We start from the raw sequence: 20,216 nt of genomic DNA on the forward strand, positions 1-20,216 counted from the left end.
GCAAAAAGGCAACAAAAAAGAGAGGTAAAAATTTAATAATATCAACAATAACAAGCAGTTACGAAATAAGAGAAAGAGGGTTACTTCCCGATGCAAAACTGACTAAAAATATTACCCAACAGCTCGTCATTGGTGATCTCGCCGGTAATGAGACCTAAAGATTCGGCGGTAGCTTTGATGTCGATAGCGAGAAATTCACTGGAAATATCATTAGCGATTCCTTGCTGGACTTCTAGAAGTGAAGCATAGGCTTTTTGCAAAGCGTCGTAATGTCTGGCGTTGCTCACGATGCTATCATCACCGCTCAAAGCACCGCTTTGAAAGCTGGCGACCAATGCCTCTTTCATCTCGTCAACTCCAATACCTGATTTTGCACTAAGTGAGATAACGATCGTTTCTGGCGAGCGTTTTTTGATTTGTTTCGTGATTTCGGCGTGTTGTAATCCCGTGATTTCATCAAGTTTATTGAGGACAACAATAACCGGTTTGTCAGGAAAGCGCTCCTTCAAAATCTGGATGCGCATCAGGCAATGCACTATTCGCGGATTGGAATCCAGCTGTGTCGCATCTAGCAGATATAAAACAAGTCTGGATTGTTCTGCCTTTGTATAACTCCGTTGGATTCCCATGGTTTCAATAGTATCTGTCGTCTCACGTATGCCTGCAGTATCTATAAACCTAAACCTGATGCCGTCAATATTGATCTCATCCTCAATACTATCACGCGTCGTACCGGCGATCTCGCTCACAATAGCTTTCTCCTCGTTGAGTAAGGCATTCAAAAGGGTTGATTTTCCCACATTGGGTTCTCCTACAATCGCGATGGGAATACCAGATTTCAATACATTACCCAGCGCGAAAGAATCAATAAGCTTGCGCAAAGTTTTTTGGGCATTAGCCAGTAAAACCTTGAGGTCGTCACGGTTGGCAAATTCTACATCTTCCTCGCTAAAATCCAGTTCCAACTCAATCATACTTGAAAAATTGAGCAATTGCTTGCGCAAATCTTGGAGCTCGCTAGAAAAACCACCTCGCATCTGTTGCAGCGCAATTTGGTGGGCCGTGGCGCTTTCACTAGAAATCAGGTCTGCAACGGCTTCTGCTTGTGATAAGTCCATTTTTGCATTGAGAAATGCCTGTAGGGTAAACTCACCGGCAGCCGCCATGCGCGCACCTTGTTTCAAACACAATCCTATGATTTCCTGCTGTATGTAGATGGAACCATGGCAAGAAATCTCAACTACGTGCTCACCGGTGTAAGATCTGGGCGCATCAAATCTGGTCAATAGCACCTGATCTACGATACGGTCACCGTCATAAACGTGTCCCAAAGTTACAGTGTTGGGATGCAGTCTTTCATAGAGTTTGGCTGTTGGTTTTGAGTTCGCTTTCGCAAAAGCGGGAACAAAAATAGCCGCAGCAATATCATGGGATTCTGGACCAGAAAGCCTCACCACTGCAATGGCACCAGAACCAGCCGGCGTCGCAAGCGCCACAATCGTATCGTTTTTGTACATACTACAAAGGTACATTCTAAAACGCTGTTATGCATTTTCTACTATAGATTAGCTGGGTTGCTTATCAATCTCTAGTTTTTCATCTTTTCTCTTTTTATATTTAAGACATAAAATTTTTGAACTCATGAGAATAATAAAACTGTGTTGTATCGCGATGATTTATATCGCTTTCGCGAAAGCGAACTCACAAGAAAAACTTACCTATCAACAACCGTCTGAAGAAATAATGAAACTGGTGGACTATGATCGACCACCATCGGCACTCATTGACGAAAAGGCCGAAAACATGATACTGCTGTATCGGGATACCTACAAATCCATTGCAGATTTGTCTGAAGAAGAAATGCGATTGGGCGGTCTACGTATCAATCCTAAAACCAACATAGGTAGTCGTACCACATTTTATGACAAGGTTGCGATTCAAAAAGTAGGCTCTAAAGAAGTAAAACCGGTAACTGGATTGCCTGCAAAACCCAAACTCTCTAACGTGAACTGGTCGCCAGATGAATCCATGATCGCCATGACGCATACTACGTCTAATGGTACTGAAGTTTGGGTACTGGATATTGCAACGGCAAGTGCCCGTAAATTGACTGATGATACCGTGAATGCCAATATGGGTAACCCTATTGACTGGTTTGAGGACGGTAAATCTCTAATCGTAAAAATGCTGGCAGAAAATCGTCAACCTCTAATCGATACCAGTGTCGCCATTCCAGAAGGTCCTACGATCTCTACCAGTGATGGATCTAAAGCCCAGAATAGAACCTATCAGGATCTTTTGAAAAACCCGGCAGACGAGCACAATTTTGAGCAGCTTGCACTTAGCAAATTGGTTAAAGTAAACCTTGACGGCACCGCGACAGATTTCTTGCCAGGTGCTATGTACACAGGCGTGAGCTTTTCACCAGATGGTTCTCACGTGATGGTTTCCCAGTTACAAAAACCGTTTTCTTATATAGTAACTTATGGTAGATTCCCTCAAAAATCTACTGTTTATGATGCGGCTGGTAATCTTGTAACTGTGGTAAATGAAGTGCCACTCATAGAAGAGATGCCTCAAGGATTCATGGCAGAACGTGAAGGGAAACGCAACATGAGCTGGCGAGCAGATAAACCTCATACTTTGATGTATGCAGAGGTTCTAGATGGTGGCGATCCAGAAAGGGAAGTTCCTTATCGTGATGTTGTTTACAGTTGGGAAGCTCCATTTAATGAAGGCACAGCTACAGAGTTGCTTAAGACTAAAGACCGTTTTTCAGGAATTTTGTTTGGTGATGAGAATACAGCGATTGCTTATGATTATTGGTGGAATACAAGAAATACAAGAACCTATGTTTTTGATCCATCAGACAACACGGTTGAACCTAAGGTGATTTTTGACCGCAGTTATCAAGATGTGTATTCAGACCCTGGTAATTTTGTTACCACTAAAAATGAATACGGCAACAGTGTCCTAAAACTAAACGGCAGCAATGTTTATTTAATGGGCGATGGCTACAGTGATAAAGGCCAATTCCCATTTGTGGATCAAATGAACCTGAACGCGGCAACGACTAAACGTTTATATGAATCTGCTTATACAGATAAAAAGGAAACGCTGGTGGAGGCGCTGGATATGGATAAAGGAAAAATTCTGGTAAGAATTGAAGGTCCTACAGAATATCCCAATTACTACATACGCAACATTGAAAAGAAAAATAAACTGGATCAAATCAGCTTTTTTGAGAATCCATTTTCTGGATTGCAAAATGTCCATAAAGAGCTGATTACCTATAAACGTGATGATGGTGTGGACTTGAGTGCGACTCTTTATCTACCACCTAATTATGACATGAAGAAAAAGGAGAAGCTTCCTATGCTGGTATGGGCTTATCCTCGTGAATATAAGGATGCGGCCAGCGCTGGTCAAAACACCCAAAACCCTAACGAGTTTATCTATCCTAGCTATGGTAGTTTTGTGTACTGGGTCATGAAGGGCTATGCCGTGCTGGACGATGCTGCTTTCCCTATCATAGGTGAAGGAGATGAAGAGCCTAACGATACCTTTATCAAGCAATTAGTGGCAAACGGCAAAGCTGCCATTGATGCCGTGGACGAGATGGGTTACATCGATAGAAATAAAGTAGGAGTTGGTGGTCACAGCTATGGCGCCTTCATGACAGCAAACCTACTTGCGCACTCTGATTTATTTGCTGCTGGTATCGCGAGATCAGGAGCCTATAATCGAACCTTGACACCTTTTGGTTTCCAGAGTGAAGAACGCAATTACTGGGAAGCACCAGACATTTATAACACGATGTCACCATTCATGAATGCAGAAAAAGTGGATGAGCCTATTCTATTGGTGCATGGACAGGCAGACAACAATAGTGGTACCTATCCATTGCAAAGTGAACGTTATTTCAACGCTTTGAAGGGATTAGGAGCCACAGCAAGGTTAGTGATGCTACCTAAGGAAAGCCATGGTTATGCGGCAAAAGAGTCAATTCTTCACGTGTTATGGGAGCAAGATCAGTGGCTTGAAAAATATGTCAAGAACAAGCCCACAACTTCCAACGAAATGAAAACAGATGCCAAGATGAAGGGCTAATCAGGCCTAAAACATCATCGGAGTAATTAAAATTTTAGAATGCGGTTCTTTCATGAGAGCCGCATTTTTTATGATCTCGCTTTCGCGAAAGCGAACTCCTTCAAGGGCAAGGTTGTATTTTTGCCGCTTATGTTTTCAAAGGAAGAAGCAAAACAGGTACGTCAGGATTTTTGGACGTTTTTCGGTAAGAGATTCCAGCGCAAGTGGACGTTGTACAATACCAAAATTAAGGATGTTGTCCTCAAGTTTTCTATGGAAGACCATTGTGCGATGGTTTCTATCGATATAGAGCACGACGATGAGATTTTTAGGCACTACTATTTTGAGAAGTTTGAGAGCTTCAAATCGGTTATGCGGGAAGAAGTAAGTGACGACCTGATTTTTGAGCGCGATTACCTTTTAGAATCGGGTAAAGTGATCTCTAGAATCTTTGTTTTTATGGAAAATGTCAAGATTACCAGAAAAACTGACTGGCCAGACGTGTATGAATTCTTTTATGAGAATATGGATAAATTGGAAGCCTTTTTCTGGGAATACAAAGACTTTATAGAAGATTGAGAAGAATAGACTTTACATCTGGAACAAGAAATAATTATATCTTCTTTTTAAGATGCTTGATGGTGCGCATGATCAGTTTTAAACCTTCTTCATAACCATCTTGAAATTGTTTAAATAGCACTGGAATCTCATGGGTATTCTCCTTGCGTTTTGCCCTATCCTCAATTTCTTGTAGTAATAAAGTTTCCTTTTCCATGCCCAGCATGCGGTAGCTGCTCTTGACTTTATGGGCAAGTAAACCAGAGGCATAATAATCTTCTTGGCCCATTTTGCTTATGAGGTCGTCATAATCCATGGGAACCTCTTGCATGAACATTTCCAGTACCGCAACAAAAGTTTCAGGATCATCACCAAAGGATTCCCGTAACTGTTCTAATTCAAGTATATCGTTCTTGCTCATATTCAATTATTTTATGCCAACCAACCATCACGATCCAGGCTGCGGTACTGTATGGCTTCGGCAATGTGCGTGCCGGTCACATGCTCGCTTTGATCCAGGTCTGCGATGGTTCTAGCCACCTTCAAGATGCGATCGTACGCGCGAGCGCTCAAATTTAAGCGTTCCATTGCATTTTTCAATAAATCTTTGCTTGCATCATCAAGTGCACAGTATTTTCTTATCTCTTTTGTTCCCATTTGTGCATTGTAATGGGTTTTTTCGCTTTCGCGAAAGCGAGCCGTTTGAACATTTCTCGCCGCTGTAACACGCTCTCTAATCACGGTCGATTTTTCTGCTGGGCGATCTTCGGTAAGCTTTTCAAAGGGCACTGGAGTGACCTCAATATGGATATCAATTCTATCCAACAATGGCCCAGAAACCTTGCTCAGGTAGCGTTGCATCTCGGCTGGGCTACTTTGCACCGGTGCGCTGGGATCGTTAAAATAACCACTTGGACTTGGGTTCATACTCGCCACCAACATAAAACTGGATGGATAGGTAATCGTAAATTTTGCTCTTGAAATGGTCACCTCGCGATCCTCAAGAGGTTGTCTCATGACTTCCAAAACGCCTCTTTTAAATTCTGGTAGTTCGTCGAGAAAAAGTACGCCGTTGTGCGATAAAGAGATCTCTCCAGGTTGCGGATAAGCTCCACCGCCTACTAAGGCTACATCTGATATCGTATGATGCGGACTTCTAAACGGGCGCTGCGCCATCAATCCAGCCTTCTCGAGCGTTCTACCTGCGACGCTGTGAATCTTTGTGGTTTCTAGCGCTTCCTGTAAGGTCATGGGTGGTAGGATGGAAGGCAGACGCTTTGCCAGCATGGTTTTTCCAGCTCCTGGTGGTCCAATCAAGATGATATTGTGACCACCTGCCGCGGCAATTTCCATACAACGTTTGATCGATTCTTGACCTTTCACATCGCTAAAATCAAATTCAGGATGTTCCAATGCTTGAAAGAATTCATCACGAGTGTCCACAATGGTTTCTTCCAGATCGACGCCTTTGTCAAAAAACTGAATCACTTCAGAGATGTTATCGACACCATACACTTTTAGATCATTAACAATCGCAGCTTCTCTGGCGTTGGCTTTTGGAAGGATAAACCCCTTAAAACCTTCTTGTCGTGCTTTAATGGCAATAGGCAAAGCACCTTTAATGGGCTGTAGCGTTCCATCAAGTGATAGTTCACCCATAATAATGTATTGATCCAGATCGTCTGCTTTTATCAGATTCGAGCTCACCATGATTCCTATGGCAATAGGTAGATCATAGGCACTACCTTCTTTACGCAAGTCTGCAGGTGATAGGTTAATGATGAGTTTCTTGCCGGGCATTTTATAACCCACGTTAGTCAATGCTGCAGCTATTCTATAGGAACTTTCGCTTATCGCTTTATCGGGCAACCCAACGAGATGATACCCTATCCCAGTGGCCGCGTTTACTTCGACCGTAATTGTCTGTGCTTCTACACCAAAAACGGCACTGCCGTAAACTTTAGTCAACATGCTACATTCGTTTACTTAAATGTAGTGTAAATCTTAGAAAATGAAAATTTAAGAATCTACTACAGGTTTGTTTTGATACAGTTAGAATTGATTTTGTTGAGTTATTTTTTAAAATATCTGGAAATTGTTGGACATTATGTTAATCACAATTATAATTGTAATTTTCTTTATTCAATGAATCCAGCCAAATTCAAAATTATTATTCTCATCAATCTCATCGTTTTCGCGTTTGGGAACGGATTGATTTTCTTGGTGTTTCAAGATGCGTCAAGGTTTGAGCTGCTAGAGGTTGTTCTGGTGTCCTCCATCTACACGGTTGTTCATATTTTCCTGTGCTTGACCATGAGCATTGTGTATCGCATTATACTTTACGATTCACCGGTAGGTCGCGCCTGGTTTTGGTCCACCATCATGCTGTCGGTACTTGGATTGGGATATTATGTCATGCTCACATTACTGGCGTGATCAATGGCTTTTAAAGACTTTTTCTGTTTATGATGAGCATCGTGATTAAAGGTTGTTTCGCTTTCGCGAAAGCGAACTCCACGCTATCTTTAAACGATGAAAACACTGTTAGAAACCATACAACAACGTCGATCGCAATTTCCAGCGGAATATACAGGTGAGCCCATTGCAGAGGAGCATCTTCACGAAATTCTGGAAGCAGCGCGATGGGCTCCCAACCATAAAAAAACACAACCGTGGAAATATAAGGTGGTGCGTGGTGCTGGCTTGCAAAAACTGAGCGCCTTTATGGGCGAGCAGTTTGAAAAAAGTACTGGAAAATCTGGCAGCATGAAGACCAAAAAGATGGCCGAAAAGATGCAGCAATCATCTGCCATCATTCTCATTTTTCTCAATAGGGACAAGAAGGAAAGCATCCCAGAATGGGAAGAGGTTGCTGCGGTTTCCATGAGCGTGCAAAATATGTGGCTTATGACCCATCAATTGGGTTATGGCGCTTACTGGAGCTCGCCTAAGAGTTTTGCAAACATGAACGAATTTGAGGCGATTGAAACCAGTCCCAACGGTCAATTTCTAGGTTTTTTCTACATGGGAACCGTAGCAAATCAATCTGCCGATTTGCCCAAGCGCAAATCCATCGAGGAATTCACAGAGTTTATCGACTGATTTTCCAGCGAGACCTTGCAAAAATAGCAGCCTATTAAAAGCTGATCTTCAAAACGTTAATACCGTTTATAATGCGATTAATTAATCGTACTTTTGCAAAATAATTAAATATAGTTATTTGGAAAATTTTGAAGCCTTAGGGCTCTCACAGCCGTTACTAGACGGCCTCGCTGAAATGGGGTTTGAAACCCCAACAGAGATTCAGCAACAGTCCATTCCCATTTTATTGAAACACGACGGAGACTTCATAGGTCTTGCGCAAACTGGTACGGGAAAAACTGCTGCTTTTGGTTTACCCTTATTGGATCTTATAGATATTAACTCGAGAGAAACGCAAGCATTGATTCTTGCACCTACTCGAGAACTTGCCCAGCAAATTTGTGGGCAAATGGAGCAAATGTCCCAAAAGATGGGCAAGCTTAACGTGGTTCCTGTTTTTGGTGGTGCCAACATCATGACACAAATACGCGAGATACGTCGCGGTGCGCAGATTGTTGTGGCCACGCCTGGTCGTTTGATGGACCTAATGAAACGTAAGGAAGTCAACCTTGACTCTCTTAAATTCATGGTGCTGGATGAAGCAGATGAAATGCTTAACATGGGCTTCAAGGAAGACATCGACTTTATTCTTTCAAAGAGTGATGGCGGTCGCAGGATCTGGTTGTTTAGTGCTACCATGGCGCGTGAGATCAAGCGCATTGTAGATACGTACATGGTGCAACCAGAAGAAGTACGTGTCAATCAAGAAAACATTGTCAACACCAACATTGAGCACCAGTCGGTACAACTCAAGGCGTCTGATAAGACAGAAGCATTGCGTCGTTACCTGGATTATCATGAAGATATGTTTGGTGTGGTGTTTTGTCGCACCAAACGCGATACTCAAAAAGTAGCAGATGAGCTGAACAACAACGGCTACGCCACTGAGGCACTACATGGTGACATGTCACAAGCGCAACGCGATGCTGCGATGAAGAGATTCCGTGATAAGAATTTGAAACTTTTGATCGCGACAGACGTTGCTGCTCGTGGTATCGATGTTGATGATATCACGCACGTGATTCACTTTGCCTTACCAGATGATCCAGAGTTTTATGCGCACCGTTCTGGTCGTACTGCTCGTGCTGGCAAAAAAGGAGTATCACTAGCGTTGATTACTAAAGGTGATAACCGAAAGCTTAAATATATCGCCAGTAAATTGGGAATCAACTTTGCACCTGCAGAGGTTCCCGCACTGGATGCCATTACTGAAAAGCGTATTTCTCGCTGGTCAGACAACCTAAAAAATCAAGAGGTCAATCCTAAGATAAGCGACGAGCTTATGACGAGTGTGGTAGAGAGATTGGAAGATATTTCCAAAGAAGATCTTATTGCCAAGTTATTGACTAAAGAATATAACTCCATCTATAAACGCAATTCCATCAAAGATGTGAACGACCGTTCCAAAGGACGTGACGATGATCGCGGTGGTAGAGGTGAACGTGGTGGTCGTGATCGTGGTCGCAAGAATGATAGAGGTAAGGAAGAAGGAATGAAAACCTACTTTATCAATCTAGGCCGCAAGGACAACATTAATAAAGGTGCCTTGTTAGGCTACGTATGTGATGTTACCGGTCTTACTGGTGACGATATAGGACGTATCGTTCTGGATGGCGCACACTCTTTTATGGATGTAAAAGAAGAAGTTGCCTCTCAAATGCTCAAGGTTAACGGTACGCAACGCGATGGTCGCGAATTGAGAGTTGATGAGCATCATGGTAAGGTAACAGAATCCAGAGATCGTGGTGGTCGTAGTGGTGGCTTTAAAGGCAAACGCGATGGCGGTGGTTTTAAAGGCCGCAGATCAGATGGTGATTCTGGTGGTGGATTCAAAGGGCGACGTTCTAACGGTGATTTTGGATCTGCACCTAGATCTGGTGGCTTTAAAGGTCGCAGTACCAAAACAACCGATAGCGACGCTGGAAGAGACCGTTCGTCTTCCAAAGGCGGAAAAAAAGGATCTGGAAGATCTAAGTTTTTTGGCAAGAAATGGGACTGATCCAGTAGGCAGTTACCAGCATCATTTTCAAGCTGATCAATAATTACAAAATCCCGCTTAGGGCTGATCTAGGCGGGATTTTTTTGTGGGCTATTTTTTCGCTTTCGCGAAACCGGAAAGCATTAATGGTTTAAGGTCTCATCAATAACCACATACAAACCGTATTTAGCTTTCTTGCCAAAGACCTCTTGAGAAATCTCAGGATTAAAATGCTCATACGTTTTACCATTTAAGTTAAATTTTCCTTTTTTTCCCGAAATTGCCCATCTTAGATCCTTAAAATCAATTTCATTTCCTCGATACAAGGCCAATGGTTCACCAACAACGCGAGTCGACGTAACGTAACCTAGAATAAATCTTTTCGGCTGAGCTTTTACTTTTTGTGATTCTATCAATTCCTCTCTGGTGTATATAAAATCAGTATCGCCGTATTGATTCAAATTATTTCCTAACGCTTTATCAAAGCTCATCCTTACTAAGTTTTTTGCGTTAACTTGATTTTCCGGGATTGGCAGTTTGAACGAACCCTTACTATCTGTGTAAGCTACTAATACTGTGTTTTGAGAGATAAAAATAATTTTTGCGTTTTCTATAGGTTCATTGTTAGATTCTGAAGTAACAGTTCCTTTAAATACAATCGGCTCTAAAACTTCACAATTACTAGACTTACCAGCTTCCAAATACCTTCTCAAATCACTTGATGAAGTTTGTTGATCAACTAAATGAGTCAAACTTACAGTTGCATCTTCTGCATAAGCAGCCGGACCTAAAAGTGCACCAGCAATAAAAACAGTTGCCGCTGTTGATGAAAATGGAATTGAAAAATCATCAAAGAAATCACTTTTTGCCATTAGGGTGGACATTTGATCCTCGCTTATTCTCACACAATGCCCAGCTTTTTTCTTTGAAAATTTTGCGGATAATTCGTTTTTAGATAACATGGTAAGATCAATCACTGTTTTCTGACATGCAGAACAGAAACTACCATTTTCCCTAGAGGTCATGTCTTGCCAATTTTCTGAACAAGGTTGATCAATTTTTAATTCGAAACTTTTCATAATTGAACTAGGTTATACGTCCATTGACAAAACAATTGTCACAGCATCATCAGGATTCGAAACTTTTGGAATCAATTACTCTAAGCTACAAATAAATTATTAACTGAATATCTCGCTTTCGTGAAAGCGAACTCCTTCTACAACCCAAAATTAATCCCAACCACAAAAGCTCCATAGTTTCTACCGCTGGTGATGCTGCGCACATAATCCACACGGAATGGCCTAAAACTACCAAAACCTATGTTATCGATTCCTGCACTTACCTCAAAATAGGGCTTGCGCTGGGTCATGAGCGCTTTACCGCTCACGATCAAATCGTAATTGAGTAGGTTGATACCAGGAATCTTCCCAAGGATAAAGCCTTTAAAGTCGTGCTGTACGTGTGCTTGAGCATAGGATTCATTAGTGCTGTAATCGTAGTAATCCAACAATCCAAAACCGTAGGGATTCAAGGCGGCAAGCTTATATCTTAATTGGTTGCCGTTAAAATGCTGCGCATCTACCAGCGAGATGCCGTCTGCATTGAAAAAGGTTCCTGCATTGACCCAATAACTACTGCGTCCCAGATTGCCTTGATCAAAGTTTTGCCAGATGCTGGCACTAATCTGCTGATAGTTGTAATTACTGTTGCTGGCCGCAAAGCCACCTTCATATGCCAATCTTATGGTAGGGTACTTTTCATTGACGATGTTGAATTTTTGATCTGGATAGCTCTGGTATTTTTGGCCAGGTCGTATGGTCAATCCAGCACTTACCTTGAGCAAGTCATGATTATCAATAAAAGCCAATCTATTTTGATCCAGAAATAACGGATTGTTAGGCGTATAATCCACATCAGATTGGGTGAACCATACTTGGTCAGTAGTGTTCTGTAGCGGTTGGCGGTTTTCATAGCCTATGGAGCCACCTAGGAAAAAGCCATTAGTAACTTCTTCAGAATAGCTGATTCTTGCAAAATCGCGTTCAAAAAACTTGGCAAAATTGCGTTCAAAAAACAGACTGGAAATGGAATTTTCCAATCCAGTAATAGGATTGGTAGCGTTGATTTGTGATACCTGTGTACCACCTGAAAGGGTAATGCTCCTGCGATTGGTACGGTTGAATCTATAAGAAATACGACCGTCATACCGCAACCGGTCATCGCTAGTACCATAATTAAAATTTACAGCGGTGTACAAGCTGCGGTTGTAGTCGTCATCAAAGCCTTTAGAGAAATTGACGCCGCTACCTAGTACAAATCCCTGTACGGTGTTGAAGCCCTGAAAATTACCTGCGCCTATGACGCCTTCATAACTTATGCGATAGTTCTCGTTGGAGTCGCGATAGGTGTAACCCGTGAGAACATCCAGTGCGCCAAATTTATTTTCCACACGATCGACGCTATCCTTATACTTAGGGTCGTTACGCACTGCCGCAATACTATCTTTCTTGACGTATTCTCTTGTTTCGTCCATGGTAAGTGGCACTGGTCTGATCTTTTTCCAGAACAAGCTGTCTTTCTTGTTGGCCTCTGGCTTGAAGGCTAGAACTTCTGCTCCAAAGGTCTTTTTATCAAACTGCGGATTGAAATTATAATCAGAATAATTGGCTATGAATCTGCCGTTACCCTTAAAGCCAAAAAGCCCAAAGGAGAATGTGATGTTTTGGGTGCGCTTGACCCAATCCTTAGTTTTGGATTCATATGAGAAATCTTGTGCAAAGGTCAATTCCTTAATGGCCGGCACATTTATATTTTGGCCAGTTGTAGTGAGTTCCAGACCGTAGATAGTCCATTGATCTTCCACGATATAAATTACACCATTAAAGGTGTTGTCTTTAGGCCTGCGAGAAATGACTTCAATCTTGTTGATCAAGAAATTATTAGTGTCGTAGAAGGTTCCCAACAATTTGTATTTGTAGTAACTGAAAGCATAATCTGCAATAGGAGAGACGATCCTATTATTCAAATCAATATTGTTGTTGTAGAAATCAAAGTTGGCCTGCTCTGCACTATTAGCGCTAAAACCTTGATCATCGCCGCTTATTTTACTGGCCGTAATGAACTCCTTAAAATTATCTGGTGCCTGATAGGAGATATTACTTACTGTTTCTGATAGGTAAATGATACCGCTGCGAGTAAGAGAATCGAGAGATCCATTCAAATCACCTATTTCCTGCCCCAAGAATTTTTCTGGAACATCATCCATGCGCCATAGGCCTCGAGAATAGAAACTTGCAGTATAGCTGGAACTCTTAAGCCGATTTGCTCCTCTGTTCCTGATCGCCTCACGTATCACACGGTCTGCTGGATTCTCATCGCTGCGCACGACGACTTCGTCCAGCGAGGTAGTCTCGCTTTGCAGCGTTGTGTCTAAACTATAAGGCAGCTGATCAACGGTGACGCTCACTTCGTTGGTCTGGTAGCCCAAACTTTGAAAAACGATCGTAATTTTTCCTGTTTTTTTTACGTCCAGACTGTAGACGCCGTCCACATTTGAAGATGTGCCTGTGTAGGTGTCTTTGACAAAAATGCTCACAAACGGGATAGGTTCACCACTAGAATCAGTAACGGTACCTTTAATTTGAGAAATGGATAAAAATGGAATGAGAAAAATAAACGCGTAAAATACTTTCATAAATGAACGGCTTGGTGGTTAGTGTTTTAAGAACAATGCAAACAATTTTTAAGCCATGCTCTAATTAATAGACGTTCAAAAGTGCAAATAGTTGTTTAGGCGTTGTAAGTTTTTTTGATCTGGTCCATTCGCTTTTTGTTGTCTCGGTTTTTAATCGTCTCTCTTTTATCGTAGAGCTTTTTACCTTTTGCGAGTGAAATCTGTATTTTGGCAAGACCTCGATCATTGATAAACATGACTAATGGGATGATGGTATTACCAGAGTTGGTCACGTCTTTATACAGTTTTTTCAGCTCGCGTCTTTGTAGTAGAAGCTTACGAGCTGCCTTAGGCGCATGATTAAAATGTGTAGCGTGTGAATATTCCTGTATGGTCATGTTGATGATCCACAACTCATTATCCTTGAATTCACAAAAAGCCTCTGCAATACTGGCCTTTCCTAAACGTATGGCTTTAATCTCTGTGCCGCCCAAAACAATTCCTGCGGTATATTTATCCAGCAGTTCATATTCAAAGCGAGCCTTACGGTTTTTAATCTGTACGTTGTTCTTGAAATCCATTAACGCAAATATAATTTAACAGTCCGTGAGCATCGTTATATATTTGTGAAATGAAAAAGATCTGGTTTTCCCTACTTAGTATTTCAATGTTGCTTCTAACTTCCTGCGAGGAAGATGCTCCAACCGCTGAAGAAATCATTGCCAAAAGCATCACGGCACACGGTGCAGACGTTGCGGCAAATGCAACGCTAGACTTTACCTTTAGAGGCATCAAATACAAAGTGGACCGTTATGGAGGTCGTTATACCTATGAGCGTGAATTTACTAAAGGCAATGACCTTGTAAAGGATCAGCTTAATAATGATGGGTTCACAAGAAGTATAAGTGACAGCATCGTTTCCTTGCCAGATTCCCTGCGCAGCAGGTACAGCGCCTCACTTAACAGCGTGGTATATTTTGCACAATTGCCCTACAGTCTGGATGGTGATGCGGTAATTCTGGAAAATCTGGGAACGGATCAGATCAATGATCAGGAATATTATCAAATCAAGGTGACCTTTAAAGAAGATGGTGGCGGTGAGGACCATGAGGACGAATTCATTTACTGGATCGATACCACAGATTTTCTCGTGGACTATCTGGCTTATTCTTACTGTGAGGATGATTGTGGATTTCGCTTTCGCGAAAGCGTCAACCGCCGAACCATTGATGGGATAGTAATACAGGACTACAATAATTATAGATCATCAAATTCTGACCCAACACTAGAGGATCTGGACACTGCATTTGAAGCTGGACAGCTGGTATTGATGAGTGAAATCAAAACGGAATTTCCTGAGGTCGCTATTAAAAGCGCACCATAAACTGGTGTTTTTTACAATTCAGTAGCGGTTTTTAACAGTTGGGTAGACGCATTTTTGTCCCAACTGTAACTTCATGGCATCTTTGTGTCGTTCTTCAATAAGATTTACATTTAAGGAACGCGCAAGATCATGAAATTCAATAAACTCATACGTCTTATTCTTATCAGCATCCTTATAGGTGTTGGGATCACACTGGTCAACCTATTTCTTTCTGGTTTTGATACCACCTTGAAGGACAGTTTGTCAAACATAGGCATGAATAGTGTTTTTGCCTTCTTTCTCACGTTTGTCAATGAGGCACTGGTAGATTATCTGGATCGGTTTTTATCCTGGCAAAAACAACCTGTATGGCGATTGATTACAGGTATTATAGGCTCAATCATCGTCACTATGGTGACGCTGTTTTTCCTCATTGGATTTATTCAGATAGTTATTTATGATGTGACGGTCCAGGAATATCTGGATAAGCAAAGTCTGGAATGGTATGCCTCTGGAGTGATCATTACACTCATCATTACGCTTATTTTTCACGCTTTCTTTTTCTATAAGGAACTTCAAAAATCTAAGATCAAGGAGCAAAAAGTTATCGCAGGATCTGCTACCGCTCAATTTGATGCACTTAAGAATCAGCTGGATCCTCATTTTTTATTCAATAGTCTCAACGTTTTAGTTTCCCTCATTGAAGAAAATCCTGAAGCTGCCGTCCATTTTACCACGTCGCTGTCCAAGGTGTACCGCTACGTGCTGGAACAACGCGGTAAAGGATTGGTGTCACTGGAAGAAGAATTGGCTTTTGCCAGAACCTATGTAAGACTTCTCAAGATGAGGTTTGAAGACAGCCTGGATATTTCCATTCCAGATAGTGTTTCAAATCCCGATTTACAGATGGTCCCATTGTCCCTGCAGCTGCTTATTGAAAATGCAGTCAAGCATAACACCATAAGCGACAGCCAGCCTTTAAAACTTTCCATTTATGAAGATGGCAACCAATTAGTGGTGGAAAATAACCTTCATGAAAAGGCAGTCGTTAAAAACAGTACCGGCGTTGGTCTCAATAATATCGCATCTAGATATGCTTTATTGACAACTGATCAAATGACTATTGAAAAAAACAAGGAATATTTTAAAGTGTCCTTACCGTTACTAAACAAAAACCAAATTCAAGCCTCAAAAACCGAAGTTATGGAAGTTAAAATAGAAGAATTTAAACTAGTCCAGGCTAGGGAAAAGGTCAAGGACATGAAAAAGTTCTATGACGATGCAGTCAAGATGCTGTTCATCCTATTTTTCCTAGGATTGCTCAACTACTTTACTGGCGGTATTCCATGGGTAATTTTTCCAGCCATAGGTATGGGAATAGGCCTTTTCTTCCAGTACCAGCGCAGTTTTGACAAGAGTATTTTCTTTAACTCAAGATGGCAACAAAACAAGATCAAAGAACTAATGAACGATAAAAACTTTTAACCATGAATACACAAGAAACATATCAAGAACGATACACTAGAGCAAAAGCACGTGTTGAAGAGCTCAAAAGTTTTTACAACCACGTCATTATATACTTTATTGTAAACGCAGGTCTTGCAGCACTTAATTATTACGGTGATCAATGGAGGTTTCCATGGTTTCTATTTCCATTACTAGGTTGGGGCATAGGGCTGCTTAGCCACGCTGCTGGCGTTTATAGGCTCAATCCATTCACAGGCAAGGACTGGGAAGACCGTAAATTGCGTGAGCTCATGGACCAGGATCAATCGCAAACTTTAACTAACAACCAATGAAGATATTGATTGTAGAAGATGAAAAGCCTGCCGCCAGAAGGTTAACGCGGATGCTAGAAAAGATAGAAATGCAGGCTAGTGCTAACGTGCATTCTGTCAAAGAAGCCGTGGATTACCTATCCAGCAACACTGCTCCAGATTTGATCTTTCTGGACATACAGCTTAGCGATGGGTTGTCCTTTGAAATCTTTGAGCACGTTCAAGTGGACAGCGCCATTATTTTTACAACGGCCTATGATGAGTACGCCTTAAAAGCTTTCAAACTTAACAGCATTGACTACCTTTTGAAACCTATCGATGCAGAAGAGTTGGAACAGGCTGTAGATAAATATAAGTTACGCTTTCGCGAAAGCGATAACTCTCAAAGCACCGTCGCAAACATTAATCCTGCGGACTTGCAGCAAATTGCTGCGCTACTTACTAATCAGACCACTTCTTATAAAAACAGGTATACGGTCAAAGTTGGGGAACACATCAAGCTATTTACGGCAGACGAGATACAATTGTTCTATTCAGAAAATAAGGGAACGTACATCAATCTACTTAATGGCCGCAATTATCTGATCGATTCCAAACTGGAACATGTGGAAACCGAATTGGATCCCAAGAAGTTTTTTAGAATTTCGCGTCAGGCCATCGTGAGTATTGACTCTATAAATGATATTGTTGCGTACACCAATTCTAGATTAAAGGTTAAAATCAGCTCGTTTGATGAATTTGATTTAGTGGTAAGTAGGGAACGTGTGAAGGAATTTAAGGGTTGGTTGGAAGGATAATCGCTGTCAAACGGCCTGTTTTAGCAATTTTAAGTATGGTTTAACATATTCTTCAAATCCATAACCGGTTGTTGTTCGTTAATTAGAGAGATATTACTAATTACTAACAAAAACAACTATGAAAAAAATTGCCCTTTGGTCAAGTATTGCGGTTTGTGCCGCAGCTGCCGTGTTTATCGCAGCTGACCACCTAGACGCTCCAGCCGTCGCTAACACAACTTCTGATATTGCAGATTTTTATGCCTTTCAAGGAAACAATGTAGATGCTACCACTTTTGTGGTGACACTTCCTGCAGGTGATGCAAGTGCTCAATTTGATGAAAACGTACTAATTGAAATCAACATTGACAATACTGGTGCAGAAGGTACGCCTCCAGGAGTAGTTGAAGATCTTGTAATCCAAGCGTTACGTCAAGGAGATAAGATGTATTTCTTTGGTCCATACAGACCTAGTGAAACAGGATTGAATAGCACCATCGATGTGAATCAATTCAAAACTTCTGTAGATATAGGAAGTACTAAAACTGAAGGTGGTGTAAGCTACTTTGCCGGTCAACGTCAAGATGCTTTCTTCTTTGATTTTGAAGCTTTTAATAATGTTGTCGCTACCGCTCCAGCAGAAGGTTTTGGAACTACTGGAAACAATACATTTGCACCGTTGAATACTAACGCGATTGTTATTGAAATACCTAATTCTATGTTGGGAACAGCACCACCACACATTGTAGATCAATTATTGAATACAACTACTGGTTTACCAGCTGCCTACAACGTTTGGGTAGAAACCAAAAAGAGATAATAATCAACACTATAAAACTGAATACAATGAAAATATTTAATATAAAATACATGGTTTTTGCTCTAGCCGTTAGCGCTCTTGTAATAAGCTGTAACGATGATGATGACATTACAGGTCCAATAAACGCAAGTACTGATTTCACTGGAACTTTTGTACAACAAGATCAAATGGGTCGTCCAGGAATCAACACTGTTTTTCCAACTACAAATGCCCAGGAAAATGCTTTTAACGTTACGATCCCTGCAAATCAAATTTCCCAATGGCAAGGTGTCTTTTCTGATAAAGTAGATGGACTTTATGCTGCTTACAGTAATACTGCTGGAACAACTCTCGAATATGAAACTAATATTTTAGGATTGAACCAAACTTTATTGACTACAGCATTAGCCTTGGATGTTCTACAAGTAGCACCTAATGCAACTGGACCAACAACCTATTTTGAAAGCACTTCAAACTTTTTGACAGGAAGAAGATTACAAGATGACGTTATTGACGTTTCTTTAATCCTACTTTTTGGTGGAAATGATGGAGCACGTTTTAATGGTGAAGGTGGTTTGCCAGAACTTGTAACCGATAATGTTGGATTGGAAACTGGGGTTGTATCTCCTACGTTCCCATACTTAGTACCAGCTAGTTTCTAGAAAACTAGAATTTATAAACCTAGCCGATTCTTTAACTGGAATCGGCTTTGTTATTTTTACACTTATGAAAAAGATATATTACGTTACCCTATTGTTGCTGATTTTGGTTTCTTGTCAAGAAGCTGAAAAAACAGTCTCCAAAAACATCACAGATCCTGAAGATTATGAGCAGTATCTCAACCAGTCAGAACAGCAGATCATTCAGAAATTAAAGACTGACATTCAAGAGCTCAAGGATGAGGTCAATGGAGACTCCACAAGAATCGTTTGGAATGCTAGGATTGCAGGAAAGCTCAACACCTTGTTTGATCTCACTGGAGATGTAGCATATTTGAATGAGTCAGTACGCTTTCGCGAAAGCGTAGTAAAACAAACAGCCATAAAACCAGAGAACGCAAAGCGAGCACTGGCGCAAGCTTATATAAAACAACACCAATTCAAAAAAGCAGACAGCTTAATGTCCAGCTTTACTCAAATCTACAGCGCTCCAGAGAGCCAGCTCGTGCAATTTGATATTGCGATGGAGTTGGGTGATTACTCTACCGCTGAAAACCTTCTGGACAGTCTACGCAATACCAGCGACTACTCTTACCTCATACGCGCTGCAAAATGGAACGACCACATAGGTCAACTGGAAACTACGATATCGCTCATGGAGCGCGCCATGAAATTAGCGGAACAAAGTGGTAGCAATGCCAAGGTTCTATGGAGTTATTCCAACATTGCCGATTATTATGGCCACAATGGTCAATTAGATAAGTCCTATGAATATTATTTAAAGACCTTGGAATTGGATCCAACAAATACGTATGCCTTAAAAGGTATCGCTTGGATTGCCTATTCCAATGATCGCGATCCTGCAGAAGCTAGAACAATTTTAGAAAAACTTCAAGAACGTCACCCTATACCAGATTATAATCTTGAACTGGCAGAGGTTGCCGCTTTTGAAAATAACACAGACGAGGCAAACGCGTTGAAAGAGGATTTCATGAAAAAAGTCAGTAATCCTGCATATGGAGCGATGTACAACGCTTATAAAATTAATGAACTCATTGATGCTGGAAAAACGCAGGAAGCTGTTGAACTGGCTTATATGGAAGTAAGCCACCGTGCCACACCTGAAACGTATGACTTATTAGGATATGCGCTGCTTAAAAATGGTAATCCTAAAGAGGCTCTGGCAAATCATGAAGAACACGTGATAGGTAAAACCTTTGAACCGGTAGCACAATTCCATTCTGCACTGATTTTAAAAGAAAATGGTAGAATAGAAGAGGCCAATAGTTTTAAAGAGGAATTACTGGAAACAGAATATGAAATGGGTCCTATGACCTATAAAGAAATCCAGTCTATTTAAAACCATAACTACTTATTCTACGTATCTATAAACAGATAGTTA

Annotated in this window: 18 protein-coding genes; 12 read left to right on the top strand and 6 right to left on the bottom strand. The window is 41.2% G+C overall.

Annotated elements, in window-relative coordinates; all coding sequences use genetic code 11:
* Positions 1 to 80: 80 nt before the first annotated feature.
* Complete coding sequence (gene mnmE / locus BST86_RS03970) at positions 81 to 1,517, bottom strand: tRNA uridine-5-carboxymethylaminomethyl(34) synthesis GTPase MnmE (RefSeq protein ID WP_105982135.1); 1,437 nt, start codon at positions 1,515 to 1,517, stop codon at positions 81 to 83.
* Between the two features lie 124 nt (positions 1,518 to 1,641).
* Between mnmE and BST86_RS03975 the strand changes: the two genes are divergently transcribed.
* Together BST86_RS03975 and BST86_RS03980 are read left to right on the top strand one after the other, a co-directional pair.
* Positions 1,642 to 4,110 carry a S9 family peptidase gene (locus BST86_RS03975; protein ID WP_105982136.1) on the top strand — a complete coding sequence of 823 codons (2,469 nt, stop codon included), beginning with the start codon at positions 1,642 to 1,644 and terminating at the stop codon, positions 4,108 to 4,110.
* Positions 4,111 to 4,149: 39 nt separating this feature from the next.
* Positions 4,150 to 4,668, top strand: coding sequence for a DUF4268 domain-containing protein (locus tag BST86_RS03980; RefSeq protein WP_242446456.1), 519 nt, complete (start codon positions 4,150 to 4,152; stop codon positions 4,666 to 4,668).
* A gap of 34 nt (positions 4,669 to 4,702) precedes the next feature.
* Here the strand turns inward: BST86_RS03980 and BST86_RS03985 are convergent, their stop codons facing one another.
* Positions 4,703 to 5,068, bottom strand: coding sequence for an Hpt domain-containing protein (locus BST86_RS03985; protein ID WP_055412549.1), 366 nt, complete (start codon positions 5,066 to 5,068; stop codon positions 4,703 to 4,705).
* An 11-nt stretch (positions 5,069 to 5,079) separates the two neighbouring features.
* Entirely contained in the window at positions 5,080 to 6,618 is a 1,539-nt protein-coding gene (locus BST86_RS03990; RefSeq protein ID WP_105982138.1) for a YifB family Mg chelatase-like AAA ATPase, read from the bottom strand.
* Positions 6,619 to 6,792: 174 nt separating this feature from the next.
* Between BST86_RS03990 and BST86_RS03995 the strand changes: the two genes are divergently transcribed.
* The 3 genes from BST86_RS03995 to BST86_RS04005 all read left to right on the top strand — a co-directional run bounded on the left by BST86_RS03995 (position 6,793) and on the right by BST86_RS04005 (position 9,787).
* Positions 6,793 to 7,083, top strand: coding sequence for a hypothetical protein (locus BST86_RS03995; protein ID WP_105982139.1), 291 nt, complete (start codon positions 6,793 to 6,795; stop codon positions 7,081 to 7,083).
* Between the two features lie 96 nt (positions 7,084 to 7,179).
* A complete protein-coding gene (locus tag BST86_RS04000; protein ID WP_105982140.1) occupies positions 7,180 to 7,749 on the top strand; it encodes a nitroreductase family protein in 570 nt (189 codons plus the stop codon).
* Positions 7,750 to 7,867: 118 nt separating this feature from the next.
* Positions 7,868 to 9,787 carry a DEAD/DEAH box helicase gene (locus tag BST86_RS04005; RefSeq protein WP_105982141.1) on the top strand — a complete coding sequence of 640 codons (1,920 nt, stop codon included), beginning with the start codon at positions 7,868 to 7,870 and terminating at the stop codon, positions 9,785 to 9,787.
* Positions 9,788 to 9,909: 122 nt separating this feature from the next.
* Here the strand turns inward: BST86_RS04005 and BST86_RS04010 are convergent, their stop codons facing one another.
* The 3 genes from BST86_RS04010 to smpB form a co-directional block, all read right to left on the bottom strand.
* Positions 9,910 to 10,845, bottom strand: coding sequence for a peptidase associated/transthyretin-like domain-containing protein (locus tag BST86_RS04010; RefSeq protein WP_105982142.1), 936 nt, complete (start codon positions 10,843 to 10,845; stop codon positions 9,910 to 9,912).
* A gap of 137 nt (positions 10,846 to 10,982) precedes the next feature.
* Positions 10,983 to 13,460 carry a DUF5686 and carboxypeptidase regulatory-like domain-containing protein gene (locus BST86_RS04015; protein ID WP_105982143.1) on the bottom strand — a complete coding sequence of 826 codons (2,478 nt, stop codon included), beginning with the start codon at positions 13,458 to 13,460 and terminating at the stop codon, positions 10,983 to 10,985.
* 95 nt (positions 13,461 to 13,555) lie between these two features.
* Positions 13,556 to 14,020 (bottom strand): SsrA-binding protein SmpB, encoded by a 465-nt coding sequence (gene smpB, locus BST86_RS04020; protein ID WP_055412590.1) that lies wholly within the window; start codon positions 14,018 to 14,020, stop codon positions 13,556 to 13,558.
* 50 nt (positions 14,021 to 14,070) lie between these two features.
* Between smpB and BST86_RS04025 the strand changes: the two genes are divergently transcribed.
* From BST86_RS04025 to BST86_RS04055, 7 genes are all read left to right on the top strand, one after another.
* Positions 14,071 to 14,823 (top strand): DUF6503 family protein, encoded by a 753-nt coding sequence (locus BST86_RS04025; protein WP_105982144.1) that lies wholly within the window; start codon positions 14,071 to 14,073, stop codon positions 14,821 to 14,823.
* A 129-nt stretch (positions 14,824 to 14,952) separates the two neighbouring features.
* Positions 14,953 to 16,287: a histidine kinase gene (locus BST86_RS04030; RefSeq protein ID WP_197709219.1), complete on the top strand. Its 1,335-nt coding sequence runs from the start codon at positions 14,953 to 14,955 to the stop codon at positions 16,285 to 16,287.
* A 2-nt stretch (positions 16,288 to 16,289) separates the two neighbouring features.
* Positions 16,290 to 16,601, top strand: coding sequence for a 2TM domain-containing protein (locus BST86_RS04035; RefSeq protein WP_105982145.1), 312 nt, complete (start codon positions 16,290 to 16,292; stop codon positions 16,599 to 16,601).
* Positions 16,598 to 17,377 (top strand): LytR/AlgR family response regulator transcription factor, encoded by a 780-nt coding sequence (locus tag BST86_RS04040; protein ID WP_105982146.1) that lies wholly within the window; start codon positions 16,598 to 16,600, stop codon positions 17,375 to 17,377. Before BST86_RS04035 ends, BST86_RS04040 begins: the two co-directional genes overlap by 4 nt.
* Before the next feature lie 118 nt (positions 17,378 to 17,495).
* Positions 17,496 to 18,176, top strand: a complete 681-nt coding sequence (locus BST86_RS04045; RefSeq protein ID WP_105982147.1) for a DUF4331 family protein — start codon at positions 17,496 to 17,498, stop codon at positions 18,174 to 18,176.
* A gap of 26 nt (positions 18,177 to 18,202) precedes the next feature.
* Positions 18,203 to 18,817 (top strand): DUF4331 family protein, encoded by a 615-nt coding sequence (locus BST86_RS04050; protein WP_105983938.1) that lies wholly within the window; start codon positions 18,203 to 18,205, stop codon positions 18,815 to 18,817.
* A 64-nt stretch (positions 18,818 to 18,881) separates the two neighbouring features.
* Positions 18,882 to 20,174 carry a tetratricopeptide repeat protein gene (locus tag BST86_RS04055; protein ID WP_105982148.1) on the top strand — a complete coding sequence of 431 codons (1,293 nt, stop codon included), beginning with the start codon at positions 18,882 to 18,884 and terminating at the stop codon, positions 20,172 to 20,174.
* Positions 20,175 to 20,216: the final 42 nt, after the last annotated feature.

It is taken from the genome of Nonlabens agnitus (assembly GCF_002994045.1).
Lineage (GTDB): Bacteria > Bacteroidota > Bacteroidia > Flavobacteriales > Flavobacteriaceae > Nonlabens > Nonlabens agnitus.

Coding starts and splice junctions, on each gene's coding strand:
- BST86_RS04030 (WP_197709219.1), top strand. CDS start 14,953: ATGAAATTCAATAAACTCATACGTCTTATTCTTATCAGCATCCTTATA.
- BST86_RS03995 (WP_105982139.1), top strand. CDS start 6,793: ATGAATCCAGCCAAATTCAAAATTATTATTCTCATCAATCTCATCGTT.
- BST86_RS04045 (WP_105982147.1), top strand. CDS start 17,496: ATGAAAAAAATTGCCCTTTGGTCAAGTATTGCGGTTTGTGCCGCAGCT.
- BST86_RS04040 (WP_105982146.1), top strand. CDS start 16,598: ATGAAGATATTGATTGTAGAAGATGAAAAGCCTGCCGCCAGAAGGTTA.
- BST86_RS04010 (WP_105982142.1), bottom strand. CDS start 10,845: ATGAAAAGTTTCGAATTAAAAATTGATCAACCTTGTTCAGAAAATTGG.
- BST86_RS03985 (WP_055412549.1), bottom strand. CDS start 5,068: ATGAGCAAGAACGATATACTTGAATTAGAACAGTTACGGGAATCCTTT.
- BST86_RS04025 (WP_105982144.1), top strand. CDS start 14,071: ATGAAAAAGATCTGGTTTTCCCTACTTAGTATTTCAATGTTGCTTCTA.
- BST86_RS03975 (WP_105982136.1), top strand. CDS start 1,642: ATGAGAATAATAAAACTGTGTTGTATCGCGATGATTTATATCGCTTTC.
- BST86_RS04055 (WP_105982148.1), top strand. CDS start 18,882: ATGAAAAAGATATATTACGTTACCCTATTGTTGCTGATTTTGGTTTCT.
- BST86_RS03990 (WP_105982138.1), bottom strand. CDS start 6,618: ATGTTGACTAAAGTTTACGGCAGTGCCGTTTTTGGTGTAGAAGCACAG.
- mnmE (WP_105982135.1), bottom strand. CDS start 1,517: ATGTACAAAAACGATACGATTGTGGCGCTTGCGACGCCGGCTGGTTCT.
- BST86_RS04000 (WP_105982140.1), top strand. CDS start 7,180: ATGAAAACACTGTTAGAAACCATACAACAACGTCGATCGCAATTTCCA.
- BST86_RS03980 (WP_242446456.1), top strand. CDS start 4,150: ATGCGGTTCTTTCATGAGAGCCGCATTTTTTATGATCTCGCTTTCGCG.
- BST86_RS04050 (WP_105983938.1), top strand. CDS start 18,203: ATGAAAATATTTAATATAAAATACATGGTTTTTGCTCTAGCCGTTAGC.
- BST86_RS04015 (WP_105982143.1), bottom strand. CDS start 13,460: ATGAAAGTATTTTACGCGTTTATTTTTCTCATTCCATTTTTATCCATT.
- smpB (WP_055412590.1), bottom strand. CDS start 14,020: ATGGATTTCAAGAACAACGTACAGATTAAAAACCGTAAGGCTCGCTTT.
- BST86_RS04035 (WP_105982145.1), top strand. CDS start 16,290: ATGAATACACAAGAAACATATCAAGAACGATACACTAGAGCAAAAGCA.